16 protein-coding genes are annotated in these 17,505 nt (G+C 49.8%); 3 read left to right on the top strand and 13 right to left on the bottom strand.

Features of this window, described 5'->3' with window-relative positions; genetic code table 11:
- Nucleotides 1-294 precede the first annotated feature (294 nt).
- The 7 genes from ACFQZT_RS22640 to ACFQZT_RS22610 form a co-directional block, all read right to left on the bottom strand.
- The gene (locus ACFQZT_RS22640) at nt 295-1,155 is read right to left on the bottom strand and encodes an inositol monophosphatase family protein (RefSeq protein WP_379303365.1); all 861 of its coding nucleotides are present in this window, start codon (nt 1,153-1,155) and stop codon (nt 295-297) included.
- 189 nt (nt 1,156-1,344) lie between these two features.
- Nucleotides 1,345-2,115, bottom strand: a complete 771-nt coding sequence (gene fabI / locus ACFQZT_RS22635; RefSeq protein ID WP_379303363.1) for an enoyl-ACP reductase FabI — start codon at nt 2,113-2,115, stop codon at nt 1,345-1,347.
- A gap of 381 nt (nt 2,116-2,496) precedes the next feature.
- Entirely contained in the window at nt 2,497-3,486 is a 990-nt protein-coding gene (uvsE, locus tag ACFQZT_RS22630) for a UV DNA damage repair endonuclease UvsE (RefSeq protein ID WP_379303361.1), read from the bottom strand.
- An 89-nt stretch (nt 3,487-3,575) separates the two neighbouring features.
- Entirely contained in the window at nt 3,576-3,890 is a 315-nt protein-coding gene (locus ACFQZT_RS22625; RefSeq protein WP_379303359.1) for a hypothetical protein, read from the bottom strand.
- A gap of 190 nt (nt 3,891-4,080) precedes the next feature.
- A complete protein-coding gene (locus tag ACFQZT_RS22620) occupies nt 4,081-4,398 on the bottom strand; it encodes a hypothetical protein (protein WP_379303357.1) in 318 nt (105 codons plus the stop codon).
- Between the two features lie 7 nt (nt 4,399-4,405).
- A complete protein-coding gene (locus ACFQZT_RS22615; RefSeq protein WP_379303355.1) occupies nt 4,406-5,557 on the bottom strand; it encodes a D-alanine--D-alanine ligase in 1,152 nt (383 codons plus the stop codon).
- Between the two features lie 41 nt (nt 5,558-5,598).
- On the bottom strand, nt 5,599-6,618 hold the full coding sequence (locus ACFQZT_RS22610; protein WP_379303353.1) for an amidase domain-containing protein: 1,020 nt from the start codon (nt 6,616-6,618) through the stop codon (nt 5,599-5,601).
- Between the two features lie 374 nt (nt 6,619-6,992).
- Between ACFQZT_RS22610 and acnA the strand changes: the two genes are divergently transcribed.
- Both acnA and sleB read left to right on the top strand, forming a co-directional pair.
- Nucleotides 6,993-9,707 (top strand): aconitate hydratase AcnA, encoded by a 2,715-nt coding sequence (gene acnA / locus ACFQZT_RS22605; RefSeq protein WP_379303351.1) that lies wholly within the window; start codon nt 6,993-6,995, stop codon nt 9,705-9,707.
- Between the two features lie 475 nt (nt 9,708-10,182).
- Complete coding sequence (gene sleB, locus ACFQZT_RS22600; protein WP_379303349.1) at nt 10,183-10,842, top strand: spore cortex-lytic enzyme; 660 nt, start codon at nt 10,183-10,185, stop codon at nt 10,840-10,842.
- 86 nt (nt 10,843-10,928) lie between these two features.
- Here the strand turns inward: sleB and ACFQZT_RS22595 are convergent, their stop codons facing one another.
- Both ACFQZT_RS22595 and ACFQZT_RS22590 read right to left on the bottom strand, forming a co-directional pair.
- Nucleotides 10,929-11,819 carry a cation diffusion facilitator family transporter gene (locus tag ACFQZT_RS22595; protein ID WP_379303347.1) on the bottom strand — a complete coding sequence of 297 codons (891 nt, stop codon included), beginning with the start codon at nt 11,817-11,819 and terminating at the stop codon, nt 10,929-10,931.
- A 137-nt stretch (nt 11,820-11,956) separates the two neighbouring features.
- Entirely contained in the window at nt 11,957-12,700 is a 744-nt protein-coding gene (locus tag ACFQZT_RS22590; RefSeq protein ID WP_379303345.1) for an IclR family transcriptional regulator, read from the bottom strand.
- Between the two features lie 441 nt (nt 12,701-13,141).
- Between ACFQZT_RS22590 and ACFQZT_RS22585 the strand changes: the two genes are divergently transcribed.
- Complete coding sequence (locus tag ACFQZT_RS22585) at nt 13,142-14,158, top strand: alpha/beta hydrolase (RefSeq protein ID WP_379303343.1); 1,017 nt, start codon at nt 13,142-13,144, stop codon at nt 14,156-14,158.
- Between the two features lie 229 nt (nt 14,159-14,387).
- On the opposite strand, the gene ACFQZT_RS22580 is transcribed toward ACFQZT_RS22585, so the two are convergent.
- The 4 genes from ACFQZT_RS22580 to ACFQZT_RS22565 form a co-directional block, all read right to left on the bottom strand.
- On the bottom strand, nt 14,388-15,707 hold the full coding sequence (locus tag ACFQZT_RS22580) for a deoxyguanosinetriphosphate triphosphohydrolase family protein (RefSeq protein WP_379303341.1): 1,320 nt from the start codon (nt 15,705-15,707) through the stop codon (nt 14,388-14,390).
- Nucleotides 15,708-15,913: 206 nt separating this feature from the next.
- On the bottom strand, nt 15,914-16,501 hold the full coding sequence (gene folE / locus ACFQZT_RS22575) for a GTP cyclohydrolase I FolE (RefSeq protein WP_379303339.1): 588 nt from the start codon (nt 16,499-16,501) through the stop codon (nt 15,914-15,916).
- Nucleotides 16,502-16,519: 18 nt separating this feature from the next.
- A complete protein-coding gene (locus tag ACFQZT_RS22570; RefSeq protein WP_379303337.1) occupies nt 16,520-17,098 on the bottom strand; it encodes a TetR/AcrR family transcriptional regulator in 579 nt (192 codons plus the stop codon).
- A 117-nt stretch (nt 17,099-17,215) separates the two neighbouring features.
- Nucleotides 17,216-17,425, bottom strand: coding sequence for a YneF family protein (locus ACFQZT_RS22565; protein WP_379303335.1), 210 nt, complete (start codon nt 17,423-17,425; stop codon nt 17,216-17,218).
- Between the last annotated feature and the right edge of the window lie 80 nt (nt 17,426-17,505).

Below are 17,505 nucleotides of genomic sequence, written 5' to 3'. Positions count from 1 at the left end.
ATGTAGTCTCCCCTACCTTTTTACCGTGGCTCGAATATCGAAGTACCCAAGCAGGAAAATAGGACTTGCGCCCCAACAGTTGAGAATCTCATCAAGTACATGCGGTGTTCCAGCCTCTACTTCGGGACAAAAAGAAAACAGCAAGCTATTCCACATGGACGTTAGAAACGCACCACTTGGAATATACTTGCTGTTCTCCTAAGCTCCGCAGCCAAATTAAATTATAGTTTTATCATACTGGGATCGAATAAAAAGTCAATATCCAAAATTTTAATGTGCCAATCACTTTGTCATTTATAATCCTGTCGCTCCCGCTTCAGCCAACCCCTGCTGCAGTTCATCGTGGATTTGACCGTTCGTGGCCAATACATTGCGTACAGCGAGTTGATACGGCCCGCCTGCCGTATCGGTCACCTTGCCACCCGATTCCTGCACCAGCAATGCGCCGGCAGCGACATCCCATGCGCTGAGGCCAATCTCCCAGAATCCGCTCAGCCGTCCTGCTGCGACGTAAGCCAAATGCAGCGCAGCGGAGCCGCCTGAGCGCAGATTTCTTACTTTTGGCGCCAGCGCCAGCGTGCCTTTCAGATTGATCGGCAGCGCACCGTCCCTGTCCGCCGGGAATCCGGTCGCAACCAGGCTTTCGGACAGCTTACCATCCAGCGAAACCGTCGTCTTTTTGCCATGCATATAGGCGCCCTTGCCCTTCTCCGCTACAAAAAGCTCATCACGCGTCGGGTCGTAGACGACACCGACAATGATTTCGCCTTTGTGAGCCAAGGCAATCGATACGGAGAAGAATGGGAACCCATGAACAAAATTCGTCGTCCCGTCGATCGGATCTACGATCCACAAGTACTCGGCGTCGCTCACTTCCTGAAGCGCTTTGCTGGAAGCCTCCGGACCCGGCTCAACCCCTTCCTCGCCCAGAAAGGAATGCTGAGGGAAATGGGTCATAATCAGATTGCGGATGAGCTTCTCCGAGCCCTTATCCACCTCCGTGACAAGATCATGTGACGAGAATTTCGTATCCACGCGATTGATGTCACCCAGCTTACTTTTAATCCACTCCCCCGCTTTTGCCGCCGTATTTATCGCCACCGCTGTGAAGCTCTTGCTCCCCACAACGAACGGCTCTTGTGTTCCATTTGCCATTTATATCAACTCTTTCTTTTCATAGAATGATTTCGCAGTTTTAGTATAGTAAATTATACGCTTTAAATTCTAGTGCGTTTCATCCCAAAATATTCGTACATTTATACATTTTTTGTCCAAAATGGAAAGACAAGAGGGTGTTCGATAGGTCTTTGCAGACCTTTTGAACACCCTCCGGCATATGTATGATTAAACCCCTACGATGTGGTATCCGCCATCGACATAGATGACTTCGCCCGTGATGCCACGGGACAGATGGCTCATGAGGAACATGGCCGTGTCGCCGACTTCCGCCGTCTCCGTTGTGCGACGAAGCGGAGCTTTTTCTTCCACTTGGCGAAGGATGGAGTTGAAGTCCTTGATGCCTTTGGCAGCCAAGGTACGGATCGGGCCGGCGGAGATGCCGTTCACGCGGATGCCGAACTGGCCGAGGTCGGCCGCCAAGTAGCGCACGCTTGCCTCGAGCGCCGCTTTGGCAACGCCCATGACGTTGTAGTTCTTCATCGCGCGTTCAGCACCGAGGTAAGTCATCGTCATGATGCTGCCTCCTTCGGTCATCAGCGGGTAGATGCGCTTCGCTACCGCAACCAGCGAGTAGGCGCTGACATCGTGCGCCAAAGCAAACCCGTCGCGCGACGTGTCGACGAACAAGCCTTCCAGCTCTTCGGTTCTAGCAAAAGCGATGCTATGTACGAGACCGTGAAGCACGCCCAGTTGTTCTTTTAACGTGTTGGCGAGGGTGTCGATCTCTTCGTCTACGGTAACGTTGCAAGGCATAAGTGTCGATCCGGGGATTGTATCCGCCAGCTTGCGCACGCGTTCCTCCACGCGTTCATTTTCATAAGTGAAAACTAGCTTTGCGCCTTGCGCCGCTAGAGATTGAGCAATTGCCCATGCGATGCTGCGGTCGTTGGCAACACCCATAACGAGTATATTTTTTCCGGTTAACAGTTGATTCATCGTACAAGAAACCCCTCTCAACAATGGTTTGTACTTCGGTCTTTCCACTCTCCAAAGTACCCCATTTTGCCAAACATTTCAAGGACAAAATCTAGTAATTCAAAGTAGAAACAGGGGTTCAATCCCTAGCAGCCCCTTGCCCTAGCGAATGATTAACGGGAAAAGCTCCATGTAATTGATAGGTGATTTCGACGTGTAATTAACTTAGCTGGAATTTCTCCTTCTAAATTCGGCACATTGCCTTAAAATCGCTCAAAACTGATGCATTAGCAGCAGGTTTTCCATGTAAATAGTCAATTTTACCGAAATAGGGGGCAATTAACAGTAGATTTTCCTGTTAACAGGCATGCACAAAATCCAGTACACTGCCCACCCTGAAGCTCACAGCTCGACGGAAGCCTGATTGAGTACAGAAACGCCGCTTTGCTGCTTAAGATCGTCCATTAAGCGAAATAAGGCATCGTCTTTCATCTTCGCTTCGATCATGATATCAAGCCTTGGCGTGATCGGCGCGATCTGCTTCAGGAATGCAAAAAGATGGCCCACCTCGACATAGTCGGCGTGGCTCCGCGGATCTTTTTCGCTTTTCGGGCTTGATACGTGAATTTTCGGGGGAAGCGATGCAGCCGATTCATTCAATATGTTCCCCTCTGTCCGCTTCCAAGTTCCCATAATTCTCGGCCATAATTCGGCAGCGTCCTCTCCGCTGTTGTTCACCATATGATGGTGAATATCCAGTACCATAGGAGCGCTCACCCGCTCCGCCAGTTCTAACGTTTCCAGTGCGGTGAACGTTTTGTCGTCGTTTTCCAGCGTAATCCGCTGCTGAATTTCGGGCCTGAGCTCCATAAAATTATGTACAAAGCGTTTTGCCGCCTTATCTTTATCGCCATACGTGCCGCCAACATGAATGTTGCACATCGCTTCCATGCCAAGCCCCATTGCATTCAGCATCGCGGAATGCCGTTCCAAGTCTTCGATAGACTTCTGAAGCACGTCCTTTTTAGGGGTACTCAGCACCGTAAAATGATCAGGATGAAAGCTGACGCGCATGCCATTTTGCTTGGCGTAAGTGCCTACCTCTTGAAATTCGGCGGCTAGCGTCGGGATTGGATCCCAGTCTTTCAATAATTCATGCCCGATAAGCGGAATCAGCTTCGAAGAAAAGCGGTACACCATAATGTCATGGGCGCGATTATGTCGAAGCAGCCTGAGCGTATTATGCAAATTTTCAGCGGCAATGCGCTCCAGCTTACGGATTGCTGCCTCTCTGTCGACTAATTTGCTGAAGTTGGTCGCTGTCATTGTTTTGGAAGGGGATGCGTTCTTGACTTCTGTGGACATAGCCACATACCCTAGGCGAATGATCATGGGGCACACCTCCGGTCATGGATACAAAAAATACCTATATAGCGTACCCTCTTGGGAAGTATCACATGCACGGGGCGATTACTCTCATTTTAAAATAAGGGAAGCAGTAGCTTAAAACTGATAAAACCTGAAGCGGCAATCAACAAAGGACTCAATGCGAGCATACCGATTCTCGTGTTCCAGCTTTCTTCGCGCAAGCAGGCATAATTGCCGCCAAGCCAAACCGCCAGATAAACAGCGAATATAGTGAGCGCTACGTATTGTTCATGCGGCTGTGATGGCGACAACAAGCCGTAATAACCGATGATGATGAAGACAAATACAAAAGGAGTAGGCACTCCCAATATCAGATTAAACAGCCAATAAGCCGTTAATTTATGTTGTTTTCTTACTTGTTGTTCCACGATGCTCACTCCTTGACCGGCTTCCTCGTAGGGTCATTGTAGCCCTCTTCGCCGTCTCAGGTAAGTACTAATTTCATATAGTACCGTTAGAATCTCCAATTAAAAAAGAAAAGACCGTTAGAGCCCTTTTACAGGCTGCAAACGGTCTTATTTACCTGGATCTGATTGTTCCATGACTTGCGGTGTGGACCTACCCGTGATCACCGAAAAACATTTCATCGGCCAGCGCCGTCTGAATGCGCGCTTCTTCTTCAGTCAGCCGGCGCACCAGCTCCATCTCCACCTGCGTCACTTCTTCGCCTTGAAAGTTAATCTCGGCGATCGACGCCACGATTTTAACGATCGCGATCGCCTGATTATGCGGGGTGTACGCGATCACCTTCTGACCGGTCGGGAAGACACGGAAGCCGCTTTTTACCATTTTACCGCGGCCATATTCCAGCAGCTCGTAAAGTTCTTGTTCGGATTTTAATTTGCAGACGGAATTAAATTCAGTTTGAAATCCCATGCCTCATCTACTCCACATCAAAAGTATATTGGATGCTCTGCTTCGACGTATGCCGATCAATCGCCAGACGGATCAAATCGTCAAGCAGCTCCGCGTAAGCCTTGCCGGATTCTTTCCAGAGCAGCGGATACATGCTGAACGGCGTGAAGCCCGGCATCGTGTTGATTTCATTAATGTATATCTTCTGATCGGTTTTACCAAGGAAAAAGTCTACCCGGGATAAGCCGCTGCCATCTATCGCTTGAAAGGCCTGAATCGCCAGCTGTCTGATTTGATCTGCCGTTTCGGCAGCAATTTCAGCCGGAATAATCATCGCCGATTTGCCATCCAAATATTTGGCCTTATAATCGTAAAATTCATTCGAAGACACAATTTCGCCTGCCACAGACGCTTGCGGCTCATCATTGCCCAGCACGGCGACTTCGATCTCTCTGGCGTCGATGTTTTCTTCAATAATGACCTTACGGTCGTATTGGAAGGCAAAATTGACTGCGGCAATTAATTCTTCCTGATTTCTCGCTTTGGAAATCCCAACGCTTGAGCCAAGATTGGCCGGTTTCACGAAACAAGGGTACCCGATCGCCGTTTCGAGCTCCAACAAATGATAAGCACGATTTTTTTCCCATTCAATGCGGGTAAAATGGCGGAAGACGCACTGCGGGAGCCCCTCTTGCGCGAAAATCTTTTTCATCATGACCTTATCCATGCCAACAGCGGATGCTAGAACACCCGCGCCAACGTAAGGAATATTCGCCATTTCGAGCAAGCCCTGAATCGTCCCGTCTTCGCCGAAAGTTCCATGCAGCAACGGGAAAACAACATCAAGACCTGCTTCCGCTGCAGCTGCAGCACCAGATGTCGTTGCCGAGATGCTCACTTCTCCATGGGACCCAATCGACCCTAAGATCGGGGCAATCGCGCTGGACGCCAGCTGCTCGGAAGCAGCCGCGTTACCGAAGGTCAGAGCTTCCTTGGATTCCGCCGGTCCCAGCAGCGGGGCACCGCTTTTCCATTCCCCTTTTTTTGTTATATAAAACGGGACAATCTCATATTTATTGAAGTCTACAGCTTTCATTACTGCCAATGCGGTTTGTAAGGACACGTCATGCTCTCCGGATTTCCCTCCGTAGATTAGTCCTACTCGTATTTTGCGGCTCATTACTTACCTCCGTCTAGTGTTTCTATTTCATCCTGCGCCTATCACATCTCATCGGCAACCCGGACGAATATGTATTTCGTTCGCTCGGTATAAGCTGGCGAATCCTTATATGCCCAGTAACGGTTACGGCTATTGTAAGTATGCGCGTTCACCAGGGGCATTCCGTTCGCATCTTTCGCCGTAACGATGACATTATGCTGGTATCGGCCGTCGCCGTCCCAATCGTAACTAATCATGTCTCCAGGCTGCAGCTCGCGGGGATCGTTCACGGCATGGCCGCGAAGCCCTTTGCGGCTATGTGAAACATAGGTTTGCAGACTATTGGCAACTGCCCAGCTGTAGCTCCACAGTTCCTGAGAGCCCTGCTTGCCGGCATACCACCAGCCCAAACCCCTTTTCCCAGTATAGTCCATCGGAGCCCCTCCTGCAAAGAGGCACTGCGACACATAGCTCGTGCAATCAACTTCAAATTCAATGTACCTGGGATTGTAGGCATTCCACCACTTTTCTGCATATTCGACAGCTTTTGCTCGATTATAGATTATTTTTCTGGGTAAGGATTCCGGGGCTCCGCTGTTGAGTATACTATGGTTGATGTAGGGGAGAGACGGGGCTCTGTGCGGTTCACCATATGCTGCGGAGTCAAAAGGCAAAAAAACGCCATGCTGTTTGTCGGGTAACGACTTTTCCGAGCTGTAAGCATCCGCGCGGTTCACATGCCATCTGCCTGCTGCCGCTTCGATTAGCACTCGTTCCGGCTCGATGCGCTCCTCGACGTGCAGAGTCGATCCGATTCGATATTGCATCGCACGGCGAAGCTGGATATCAGCAACGATGCCTTGTGCAGTTTCCTTGACGCCATTAAGGCGCAACTTCGTCTCACTGCGCAACAGCTTCGCATCGCGGTCACGATAACTATCCAACTGCCTCCGAAGCCTGACATCCTGTTTCCGTAAAAAAACGCTGTCTGAGGCGTAAGCTTCCATGGGTGCAGCAGAGCCTTCAAGCTCCGCCTGATTTTTGGCATGAACGTAATTATAAAGCGCCGTTTTCCAGGGCATTGGGATGACCTCCTAAGAGCATTTTCCGAGCAAAGGCTAAGCTATTCTCAAGAAAGCTGGCTTCGTTTGCATGTACGAGGTGATAAGAACTTTTATTCTAAGAAAAATAAGTTCATATTACTTAGATGAGAGCTTGTTGATTTAATTTCCGTGAAGGACTCCTCCGGCTTTGAAAAAGCTCCACCTGTTTTGCCGGTAGGACAGGCCTTTTCAGGCCCTAATTTGTTTCAATATATGACTTACAAGAGGCAAAAATGATTGAAATAAATCTTTACGGAAGCAGGGGGAGACGGTATACTTGGAATAGAGGGATTATGAAATTGAGTTTCACTATATGAAACCAATGAATGAAGATATTGAAGGAGGAAATCACCATGTCCAACAAGGACTCTTTTTCCGTGCGCAAGCAGTTAAGCGTCGGAAGCAAGACATTCCAGTATTACTCTCTTCCGGACTTTGAAAGCCAAGGTAACGGAACCATTACTAATTTGCCTTTCTCCATTAAAGTGTTGCTTGAAGCAGCTGTTCGTCAATTCGACGGCAGAGCGATCACAAGCGAGCACGTGAAACAAATTGCAGGCTGGGCGAACGGCCGCGATGAAAACAAAGAAATTCCTTTCATCCCTGCTCGTATCGTTCTTCAAGACTTCACAGGCGTACCTGTCGTCGTTGACCTTGCGGCAATGCGCGCGACAATGGCTCGTGAAGGCGGAGATCCTAAACGGATCAACCCTCTTGTCCCTGTAGACCTGGTTATCGACCACTCCGTCATGGTTGACGCATTCGGATCACCTGACGCTCTTAATACGAACATCAACCTCGAGTTCGAAAGAAACGAAGAGCGCTACCGCTTCCTGCGTTGGGCGCAAACCGCTTTCGATAACTTCCGTGCCGTACCTCCATCAACAGGTATCGTTCACCAAGTTAACTTGGAGTATTTGGCTTCCGTAGCCGCAACAAGAACCGTTGACGGTGAAACTGTCGTTTACCCGGATTCCCTCGTAGGTACTGACTCCCATACAACGATGATCAACGGTCTTGGCGTTGTCGGTTGGGGCGTCGGCGGTATCGAAGCTGAAGCCGGTATGCTTGGCCAACCGCTTTATTTCGTAGCTCCTGAAGTTATCGGTTTCAAATTAACAGGCAGCTTGGCTGAAGGCGCAACTGCAACTGACTTGGCGCTTACAGTTACACAAATGCTTCGTAAAAAAGGCGTAGTCGGTAAATTCGTTGAATTCTACGGCCCTGGCCTGAGCAACATCTCCTTGGCTGACCGTGCAACAGTTGCCAACATGGCTCCTGAGTACGGCGCAACGATCGGTTTCTTCCCGGTTGACTCCGAGACTTTGAACTACCTGAGAGGCACTGGCCGCGAAGAAGAGCAAATTGCGCTTGTAGAAGCTTACTACAAAGCACAAGGCATGTTCCGTACAGACGCAACTCCGGATCCAGTGTTCACTGACGTGATCGAGCTTGATCTGAGCACAGTCGTACCAAGCTTGGCAGGTCCAAAACGTCCTCAAGACCGCATTGAGCTGACGAACATGAAGGAGTCCTTCAACTCCATCATCCGTACACCGATCGACAAAGGCGGATACGGCCTGACTGAAGAGAAAATCGCAGAAGTTGTGGATGTTAAATATCCGAACGAAACTGTGAAAATGGGTACAGGTGCAGTCGTAATCGCGGCTATCACATCTTGTACGAATACATCCAACCCAAGCGTAATGCTCGGCGCAGGACTTGTGGCGAAGAAAGCCGTTGCCCTCGGCCTGAAAAAACCGGCATACGTGAAAAGCTCCCTAACTCCAGGTTCCCTGGTTGTTACCGAGTACCTTGTAAAAGCAGGTCTGCTTGAGTCCCTTGAAGCGCTTGGCTTCCACGTTGCAGGTTACGGCTGCGCAACTTGTATCGGTAACTCCGGTCCGCTTCCGGACGAAGTGAGCAAAGCGATCGCAGACAACGATATGACGGTAGCCGCTGTACTTTCCGGTAACCGTAACTTCGAAGGCCGCGTTCACGCTCAAGTAAAAGCAAACTACCTGGCTTCTCCTCCGCTTGTAGTGGCCTATGCGCTTGCAGGAACAGTAAACATCGACTTGGCAAAAGACCCTATCGGGTACGACCAAAACGATAAGCCTGTTTACCTGAAAGATATCTGGCCTACAAACCAAGAGATCCAAGAAGCATTGAGCACAGCTCTGAATGCAGACATGTTCCGCGAGAAATACAAAAACGTATTCCGCGCCAACGAGCGTTTCAACCAAATTGCAGTTCCAGAAGGCGACCTGTACGAGTTCGATACGAACTCCACATACATCCAAGAGCCTCCTTTCTTCACAGACTTAGGTACAGTGCTTGAAGATATCGCCGATATCCGCGGCGCGAAAACTTTGGCGCTCATGGGCGATTCCGTGACAACGGACCACATCTCCCCTGCTGGTAACATCAAAGTTGACAGCCCTGGAGGTAAATACCTGATCGAGCATGGCGTGAAAAAAGAAGACTTCAACTCCTACGGCTCCCGTCGTGGTAACCACGAAGTGATGATGCGCGGAACGTTCGCGAACATCCGTATTCGTAACCAAGTGGCACCAGGAACTGAAGGCGGCGTAACGACTTACCTGCCAACCGGCGAAGTCGAGTCCATCTACGATGCTTCCATGAAGTATCAAGAGAACGGCACGAACCTTGTTGTTATCGCAGGTAAAGAGTACGGTACAGGAAGCTCCCGTGACTGGGCGGCAAAAGGTACATTCTTGCTCGGCGTGAAAGCCGTTATTGCAGAAAGCTTCGAGCGTATTCACCGCAGCAACTTGGTTGGTATGGGTGTTCTGCCTCTCCAATTCGTGAACGGCGAAAGCTGGAAGTCCCTCGGCATCACAGGCCGTGAAACATTCGACATTACCGGCCTGAGCAACGATGTTCAACCAGGTTCCACTGTAAAAGTAACAGCGACTCGCGAAGATGGTTCCACATTCGAGTTCAACGCACTAGTGCGTCTGGACAGCATGGTGGATGTAGACTACTACCGTAATGGCGGTATCCTGCAAACTGTTCTTCGTCAAATCATGGCTGAGAAAAAGTAATCAATTAAAAGCGTCTGGGCTTGCCTGTAAGGGCAGTCTCAGACGCTTTTTTTATTAGTTAAAGTTTAAACACAAAGTTTAAACAATATATAGAATTTAAAGCGTTAGGGATATCGGATACCCTTGGCTTTATGGAGCTAGCTAGAGCTGCGAAACATGTGACGGGGAATGTACTCGGAATAAGGAGCTAGCCAGCATGAATGTTGCAAAGCGTACGATAATAAAAACGGCAAGTGCACAGCTGAAGAGGTGTTTTTCATCGTTACCGTGGCGAGGGGGAATTACGAGAAAAAAACTGTTTTGGATGCTGAGCGAAGCTACTATAAACAATGAGCTGCAACCGTGCATTTATGCAGAAGGGGCCTGCCTTTGAGGTGCCTATAAACTCGAACTTTTTGACACATTGCCAATAACTGTGGGTTGAGCCCTTCCCTTTTCGCCCCTATAATGGGTAAAAGCGAAAGGGGAGATGATGATGAAGTCATTTCAAAAGTTCATCCTCGTCATGCTGTTCGCGGCAATCGGTGTTACTTCTGCATTAGGCAGTTATACTCAGACCACCTACGCGGCAACAGCGATTCTGAAACGAGGAAGCCAAACCGGAGATGTATGGGACCTGCAATTCCGATTAAAGATGCTTGGTTACTATACACAACAATTGGATGGAATCTATGGTGCATCCACAACGGAAGCAGTCCGAAACTTTCAAAGCAATTATGGGTTAACCCCAGATGGCGTGACAGGAACGGATACGTGGAATGCTTTGCATACTTTTTCGGCTAATCAGCACGATCTGGATGTCTTAGCAAAAATTATCTATAGCGAAGCTCGCGGTGAATCCTACGAGGGTCAAGTAGCCGTAGGCGCAGTCGTTATGAACAGACTGAAATCGGGAAAATTTCCGAATAGCATAGAAGGTATTGCATTTCAGCCTGGCGCTTTTACAGCCGTGAGTGATGGCCAGTATTGGCTAACACCCGACAGAACTGCGTATCTGGCTGCTCAAGATGCCGTCAAAGGCTGGGACCCTACCAAGGGCGCCCTGTACTACTTTAACCCGGACACAGCGACAAGCGCATGGATCTGGTCACGACCACAGACGATCCAAATTGGTCACCACATCTTTGCCAAATAAGTTGCACTTCGTGCAAAAAACAAAAAGAGGTTACCTTTGATCTTAAAAGATCTCAGGATAACCTCTTTTTTTTCGTTTGAAGTTTGCTAATGTTCATCCTCATACCATGGATTGAGGTGAACGAGGACCTCAACCACATCGCTGTGTGCATCTATGATTTTTTGCTTGATTACGCGGCTGATATCATGTCCTTCTTGAATGGTTAGCTTCCCAGAAACACCTACCCTGGCATCAACCAATATGTAGTGCCCATGTTCTCTGGCACGCAAGCGATCGATCCGCTTAACCTCGGGTACGGAACGGATCAAGGCAGCGTATTGCTCGATGTAGGCCGCACTCACACTGCGCTCCATGAGAATGTCGAAGGATTCCTTCCCCATTTCCCATGCTAGCTTTAATACCAGAAATGAGACGATAATCCCGGCAACGGGATCTCCATAAGACAGCAGGGGCATATGATAATAATCCCCGATCAAAGCCAAGCCAATACCAATGGAAGCAGCTATTGAAGCATACACGTCGGCCAAATGGTCGTAAGCCGTGGCCATCAAACCTTTACTGTTGGTCTTTCTACCGATTCGTATCGTATAGACGTAAAGCGCCTGCTTCCAGATCAACGAAACAACAGCAGCGGCAAAAGCAAGAATATGAGCCGATCCAGGGGGCTGGAACAGCGCGTGAATCGCGTGATAGCCCATATAAATAGCGGCTCCGCCAAGGATGATGGCAACGATAAAAGCGCCAAGCACCTCGGCTTTCCCATGGCCGTAGGGATGATCGATATCCGCCGGTTTCGAGGATACCCGCATGGAGCTGTAGGCGGTGGCGGTCGCAATGACATCTCCCGCGTTATGAATGCCGTCGGCGATAAGCACCTGGCTCTTGAACAGGAGGCCGACTACGATTTTGATGGCGGTCAGTACGATGTTGCTGGCAAGACTGATCCAGATGGCCAGCATAGAGGCCGATTTGCTCATCCCACGTTGCCACTCCCCTTCCCTCTTCTAGTATGACCGCCTGGAAGCAAAACATCCCCCATCCTTGAGCTCTCACAAGGATGAGGGATGAATGGCTTCGGCGCAGCGCCGAAGCCTCTGCAAGGGCTCGCGATGCGCTAGCGCAGCATCGTGCCCATACGCCGCGCCGCCTCCATAATGAGCGGCGCCTGCTCTTGCATCAGCTCCAGCGTGAGCCTGTTCGCTGGACCGGACACCGCGAGGGCCGCGATGAGCCGGCCTCCGCGGTCAAGAATCGGTGCGGACACGGCCGCCGCACCGGGCTCGCGCTCTTCGACGCTCGTGGCGAAGCCCGCGCGCCGGGTGTCGCTGAGCTGCTGCAGGAACGCTAGCGAGTCTAGCCCCGCCGGCCAATCGGCCGAGGCTAGCAGCTGCTCCTGCACCGCAGGCTCAGCAAAGGCGACGAGCACCTTGCTCGAGGCGCCGACGTACAAAGGCATCCGCGCCCCGACAGGGGCCACGCGGCGAATGGCGTGGTTGCTCTGCACCGCTTGGATGCGCACGCGCTCCAGACCGTCCTGGACATACAGCGAGATCGTCTCGCCGAGCTGGTCGCGCAACCGTTCCATCTCCGGCAGCAAAATGATGCCCGGATCGCCCTCCTTCGACAGGTTGGCGGACAATTCCCACAGCCGGTAGCCCAGCCTGTATTTTTCCGAGGAGCTGTCGCGCATAATGAAGCCTTTGCCTTCCAAGGAGGCAAGCAACCGGTGCACCGTGCTCTTATGCAGCTCAACCCGGCTGGCAATCTCGGTTAGCGTCAACTCCGAAGCTCCTGTAAAACATAGCAAAATATCTAAAGCGCGCTCAACCGCGCGAACGGTTAGTTTAGCATCTTCCATAGCTACACCACTCTCATTATTCGGATCCATTATCCGCCAATTGAGCGGGTTGATCCTATTTTAACAGCTCATCGAAGAATTTGTCCTAGTTTCACCTTGTGAAACCCAGTTACCTCTAGTATAACGAATCTACTTGGCTCAGTAAAGGTTCATTCCAACAAACTGCTTAGTCTAACAAGATTTGTTTATTAGCCCTCCCGAAGTTGAGAAAGGATACCGCCAAATTGCCCCCATCAAGCAGAAAGTCTACTGTTACAGAATGGTTACAGAAGGCTTACAATTACCGCACCCTCATTGACTTGTAAGCGCATACAGATTAACATTAAATTAATAGAATACTTATCTGAATATTACAAAAACTTACCATCTTTTCCCTGACACCTCGATCTGACACCAGGGCAAGATTAGACTCATTTTTGAACTTTGAGGGAGGGAATCGCCATGTCAACTACATCTATCACACCCGGATCCGGGTCGCTGCAATCGCCCTTAGAGCAGGCGGTAACCCGCCCGCTCCTTCGCAAAAAAAGGCTGGTTTCCACCATCCTTATCTCATTCTTACTGCTATGCACCTCATTGCTGCTTGCTTTTCACGCTTATATCGCCTGGACGCTTGCGCGGCCTCATATCGACCCGTTGCATTCGAATCCGATGCAAGCTGTCGGGCTGCCTTATAGCAGCGTCACCTTTCCAAGCCGAAACGGTGCATCCAATCTCGATGGCTGGTTCATTCCGGCCAGCTCCAACAAAACGGTCATATTCTCGCATGGCTACGGCGGCAACCGCGAAGAGCTATGGGTTCCGATCTATAACTTAGCCCGCGAGCTTCATATGCAAAATTACAATGTTCTTATGTTTGATTACGGTTATGTCCAGCCTGGCAATGACCATCTTATGACCGGCGGCATTCGCGAATCCCAAGAACTTCTTGGGGCAGTAGATTATATAAAACAACTATCCGATGGCCCTATTTACATATGGGGATTCTCCATGGGTGCAGGAACGGCTCTACAGGCCGCTCTGCAAAGCGGCAGCGATATTGCCGGCATGATTCTGGATAGCACCTTTTTGCTCAACCCGGATACGCTTTATCACAATATGAAACAATATGTAAATGTACCAAAATTCCCTTCATTGCCGCTGGTCCGTTTGTTCTTCCCGCTTCTGAACGGCGTAAGCCTTCATGAAGTGCCTTACAACAAAGTTACGAGCACCTCTTACCCGATGCCGATTTTCTTTATTCATGGCACCGCCGACACCAAAGCGCCTTATGGCATGATTGAGGATATGTTCAAGAAGCAGAAGGATACATCCGACAAGCTATGGATTATCCCGAATGCCCAGCATGAGCTTCTCTATCGCGCCGAACCGCAAGCCTACGTTAAGCAGACGCTGAATTTTTTGCAGGGGCTTCAGGCACCTGCGCATGCCGACCTTGGTATTTCCTCCTCCCTATAAAATCGACCCCTTGCGGGGTCGGTATTTTTTTGCCTATAGAGGTAGCTTAAAAAGCCCACTTTGATAACGAAGCGATTCTAGAAGTAATTCGACATCGAATCTTGCACGAAACCGGGAAGTCCGGTACTCTCGCAGCAAATCTCTACGCTCCGTTCCTCCTTCTCCGCCTTCGTCCAACCTTCTCGGTTCTGAAAGCGGACTTTTTAAACATTTATTTTAATTAAGTCACCTAATCCATCTCATAAATCGAGCCTGACTTGCTCGCGAACAGCTCTGCGTACACCTTCTCCGCGTAGGCGTCCGTCATCCCCGATATGTAATCGGCGATAAAGCGCGGCCAGCTCCACTTGTCCTTATGTCGTTCATAACTGTCCATCCAGTCCGGCGGGATGATCCATTGGCCCTTGTCAGGGTCGATGAACGAGTCCCACAGACGTTCCACAATGATTTCGCTGCGCTTTTGCAGACGCTGTACGCGGAAGTCTTTAATTAGCGTTACCCAGGCCAGCTTTTTCAATATTTCCATTGTCCGCAGCAGGGTCATGTCTTCGGCATCCGCTTTGACGAGGGTCACCTTTTTCCACCCCTTATCAGGGTCGTCGATGATGTCCAAACTGTTCGCGAAAGAGCTCACCCATCGCGCTTTCATCTCACGGCGGGTCCGTGATTCCTCACGGTTGCATTCGGTGAAAATCTGCTGCCACTGCTCCAGATAGTCGGAAAGTACCTGGCGCACCATCTCTTCAATGTCGACTTCTTCCCAGCCGAATTTCTTGTTATTCGGATCGTTCAGAATCTCCATGACGAGATGGCGATTCAACCTTTGATCCTCGAAAAAAGTGGCGTTCATTTGAATTTTGCCGGCTCGGATGCCGTCTTCGATGTCGTGCGTCGAGTAGGCGATATCATCGCACAGATCCATGAGCTGCGCTTCCAGCGTGGAACATCCTTCCGGCATTTTCCATGCCGAGCGAAGCTCGCTGATGATGTCCCACTCAGATCCGTACACGCCTTTAAGCCTGCCTTCTTCTTCGATAAGGAACGGATATTTATTAATACCCAGCAGCACGGCTGCGGTTAGATCGAGGCCGCTGTCGCTCCCTGCACGCTTTTCCAAGAACATCAGAATCCGGAAGTTTTGCGCGTTACCCTCATATTTCAGCCCGTATTCTTTCATCAAAAGGTGGTTCAACACCTCTTCTCCTTTGTGGCCGAATGGCGGGTGACCGAAGTCGTGCGCGAGCGAGGCGCATTCCACCACCGTGGGATCAATGATCAAGCCCGGATGCTCCCGTTTTTTTAGAAAAGGATTCGTGCGTTCAAGCCGTTTTGCCACTTCGCGGGCAATTTGCGCGACTTCAAGCGAGTGGGTAAGTCTTGTCCGGTAGTAATCGCCGGAACCGGCTCCGAATACTTGCGACTTGCCTTGCAGCCTGCGAAACGCCGGCGACTGAATCAATCTGGCATAATCTTTTTCAAATTCATCCCGTTCTTCGCTCACTTTAGAGGAAGCGGCCTCCCCCGGCCGAAATTTGCGTATGTTATTCATAAGTTTGCCTCCCTCTTTGCCACTTCCGTGATTCCTCTTGTCCTCCTATCAGTTTATGCGATGGCATGTACGGTAGTTACTCGAGGATTATTATGATACAGAATACTATATCCATCCGCTGTACAACAAGTCATCCCTCTATCACGCCATAAAAAAGGGGATGCTGCACAAAACGATTGTCATCGTGCACATCCCTATTTGGATCTTTATTTTAAAAGCGACAGGAACTCCGAGCGCAGTGTCGAGTCGGTCCTGAACGAACCGCGAACGGCGGACGTTACCGTCTGGCTGCCGTACTTTTTCACGCCTCTGGAGCACATGCACATATGCTCGCCTTCAACGACGACCATGACGCCATGCGGTTTCAGCACTTCATCCAAAATGTCGGCGATTTCAGAGGTAATTCGCTCTTGAACCTGAAGTTTACGGGTGATAACGTCGACCAGACGGGCAAATTTGCTCAAACCGGCGACTTTGCCGCTAGGCAGGTAACCTACATGCACTTTGCCGAAAAACGGCGCCATATGGTGCTCGCACTGACTGTAATAGACGATATCTTTAATGATGACGAGTTCTTCATGCTGTTCATCGAATGTAACACCCAGCACATCGCGCGGATCCGCTGAATAGCCGGCAAAAATCTCTTCATACATCCGGGTTACGCGAGCTGGGGTGTCCAGCAGCCCTTCCCGATCCACATCTTCTCCGATCAAGCGCAAAATCGCTCTGACGTGCTGTTCAATGAGCTCGCGGTTCTCCGCGACTCTTTCGTTTTTATAATCGATAGATGCCATATTCTTTTCACTCCTCTTCTACACCATGCAAATTGTAAGCAGCTTAATGCTGTCACGTAAAGCTTTACTTTCCTTGTGCGTCTTCGTCAGCAGCAAACCGCCTTGAAGCAGCGAAACGATGGGCAGTGCCAACTCCGTTGGCGTTAAGCCCTTCAGCGTCAATTCCCCTCGATTGCTCCCTTCCTGCAGGCAGCGTGCGACCTTATCTTCAAGTTCGCTAAAAAAGCGGCTTAGCGGTATTCGCAGCGCCTCAGATCGATCGCTAAGCTCTAACGCCATATTGCCAAAGAAGCAACCTTTTCGGCACTCATGCTCCTCACAAAAGGCCAGCATCCGATTAAACAATTCTATAACTTGCTGTTTCGGCGAAAGCTTCATATTGCCGAGACTTGGCTCCATCACGGATTCCCGCATCTCCTGCACCTTACGTTCAATGACTTTTACGCCAAGCTCTTCTTTACTTTTAAAATGATAGTAAAAATTGCTTTTGCATACACCGCTGCTAGACAGGATTTCTTCAAGACCCGTACCTTGAAAGCCTTGGTCATGAAACAAATCCATCGCAGCTTCCATAATGCGGTCTTTATTGTTCGTCATGCCTGTGCCACCTCTGGATAGTACTGGTACGTCCTACTCATAACGGACTGTAACAGGAAGGGCTCGTGCCGCCCGCCGTTTGTACGGTTTGACGGCAAAGCCCTCTGAACTCTTGTTTCATTTCCACTTTTGGTTTTTCATCATGTTTTGAACTTTCGCCATTTGCTGCTTATTCATGTTATAGCCCATTTGCTTGGCCATTTTTTGCAGCATTTCCGGATTGTTCTGCATGGATTCCAGTTGTCTTCTCAAGTAGAATACCCCAATGAAGAAGCCCCCGACCAGGCCCACAATCAGCGTAAGAATAGGAATAATAATATTCCACATAAGCTTGCCCCCTAATTTAACCCCACAATACTATTTTGTGGGGGCCCCAATATATTTGTTTAAAAAATGGTTCATTTGCT

Origin of the sequence: Paenibacillus sp. GCM10027628, assembly GCF_042676385.1 — a bacterium.
Lineage (GTDB): Bacteria > Bacillota > Bacilli > Paenibacillales > NBRC-103111 > Paenibacillus_E.
The sequence above is the reverse complement of the archived record's forward strand: the minus strand, read 5'-3'. Positions and strand labels throughout refer to the sequence as shown.

Bases quoted from the DNA above. Each gene is read 5' to 3' on its own strand.
- ACFQZT_RS22590 (WP_379303345.1), bottom strand. From the start codon at position 12,700: ATGGAAGATGCTAAACTAACCGTTCGCGCGGTTGAGCGCGCTTTAGAT.
- ACFQZT_RS22610 (WP_379303353.1), bottom strand. From the start codon at position 6,618: ATGCCCTGGAAAACGGCGCTTTATAATTACGTTCATGCCAAAAATCAG.
- ACFQZT_RS22615 (WP_379303355.1), bottom strand. From the start codon at position 5,557: ATGAGCCGCAAAATACGAGTAGGACTAATCTACGGAGGGAAATCCGGA.
- ACFQZT_RS22585 (WP_379303343.1), top strand. From the start codon at position 13,142: ATGTCAACTACATCTATCACACCCGGATCCGGGTCGCTGCAATCGCCC.
- acnA (WP_379303351.1), top strand. From the start codon at position 6,993: ATGTCCAACAAGGACTCTTTTTCCGTGCGCAAGCAGTTAAGCGTCGGA.
- fabI (WP_379303363.1), bottom strand. From the start codon at position 2,115: ATGAATCAACTGTTAACCGGAAAAAATATACTCGTTATGGGTGTTGCC.
- ACFQZT_RS22580 (WP_379303341.1), bottom strand. From the start codon at position 15,707: ATGAATAACATACGCAAATTTCGGCCGGGGGAGGCCGCTTCCTCTAAA.
- ACFQZT_RS22565 (WP_379303335.1), bottom strand. From the start codon at position 17,425: ATGTGGAATATTATTATTCCTATTCTTACGCTGATTGTGGGCCTGGTC.
- folE (WP_379303339.1), bottom strand. From the start codon at position 16,501: ATGGCATCTATCGATTATAAAAACGAAAGAGTCGCGGAGAACCGCGAG.
- ACFQZT_RS22620 (WP_379303357.1), bottom strand. From the start codon at position 4,398: ATGGGATTTCAAACTGAATTTAATTCCGTCTGCAAATTAAAATCCGAA.
- ACFQZT_RS22570 (WP_379303337.1), bottom strand. From the start codon at position 17,098: ATGACGAACAATAAAGACCGCATTATGGAAGCTGCGATGGATTTGTTT.
- uvsE (WP_379303361.1), bottom strand. From the start codon at position 3,486: ATGATCATTCGCCTAGGGTATGTGGCTATGTCCACAGAAGTCAAGAAC.
- ACFQZT_RS22595 (WP_379303347.1), bottom strand. From the start codon at position 11,819: ATGAGCAAATCGGCCTCTATGCTGGCCATCTGGATCAGTCTTGCCAGC.
- ACFQZT_RS22640 (WP_379303365.1), bottom strand. From the start codon at position 1,155: ATGGCAAATGGAACACAAGAGCCGTTCGTTGTGGGGAGCAAGAGCTTC.
- sleB (WP_379303349.1), top strand. From the start codon at position 10,183: ATGAAGTCATTTCAAAAGTTCATCCTCGTCATGCTGTTCGCGGCAATC.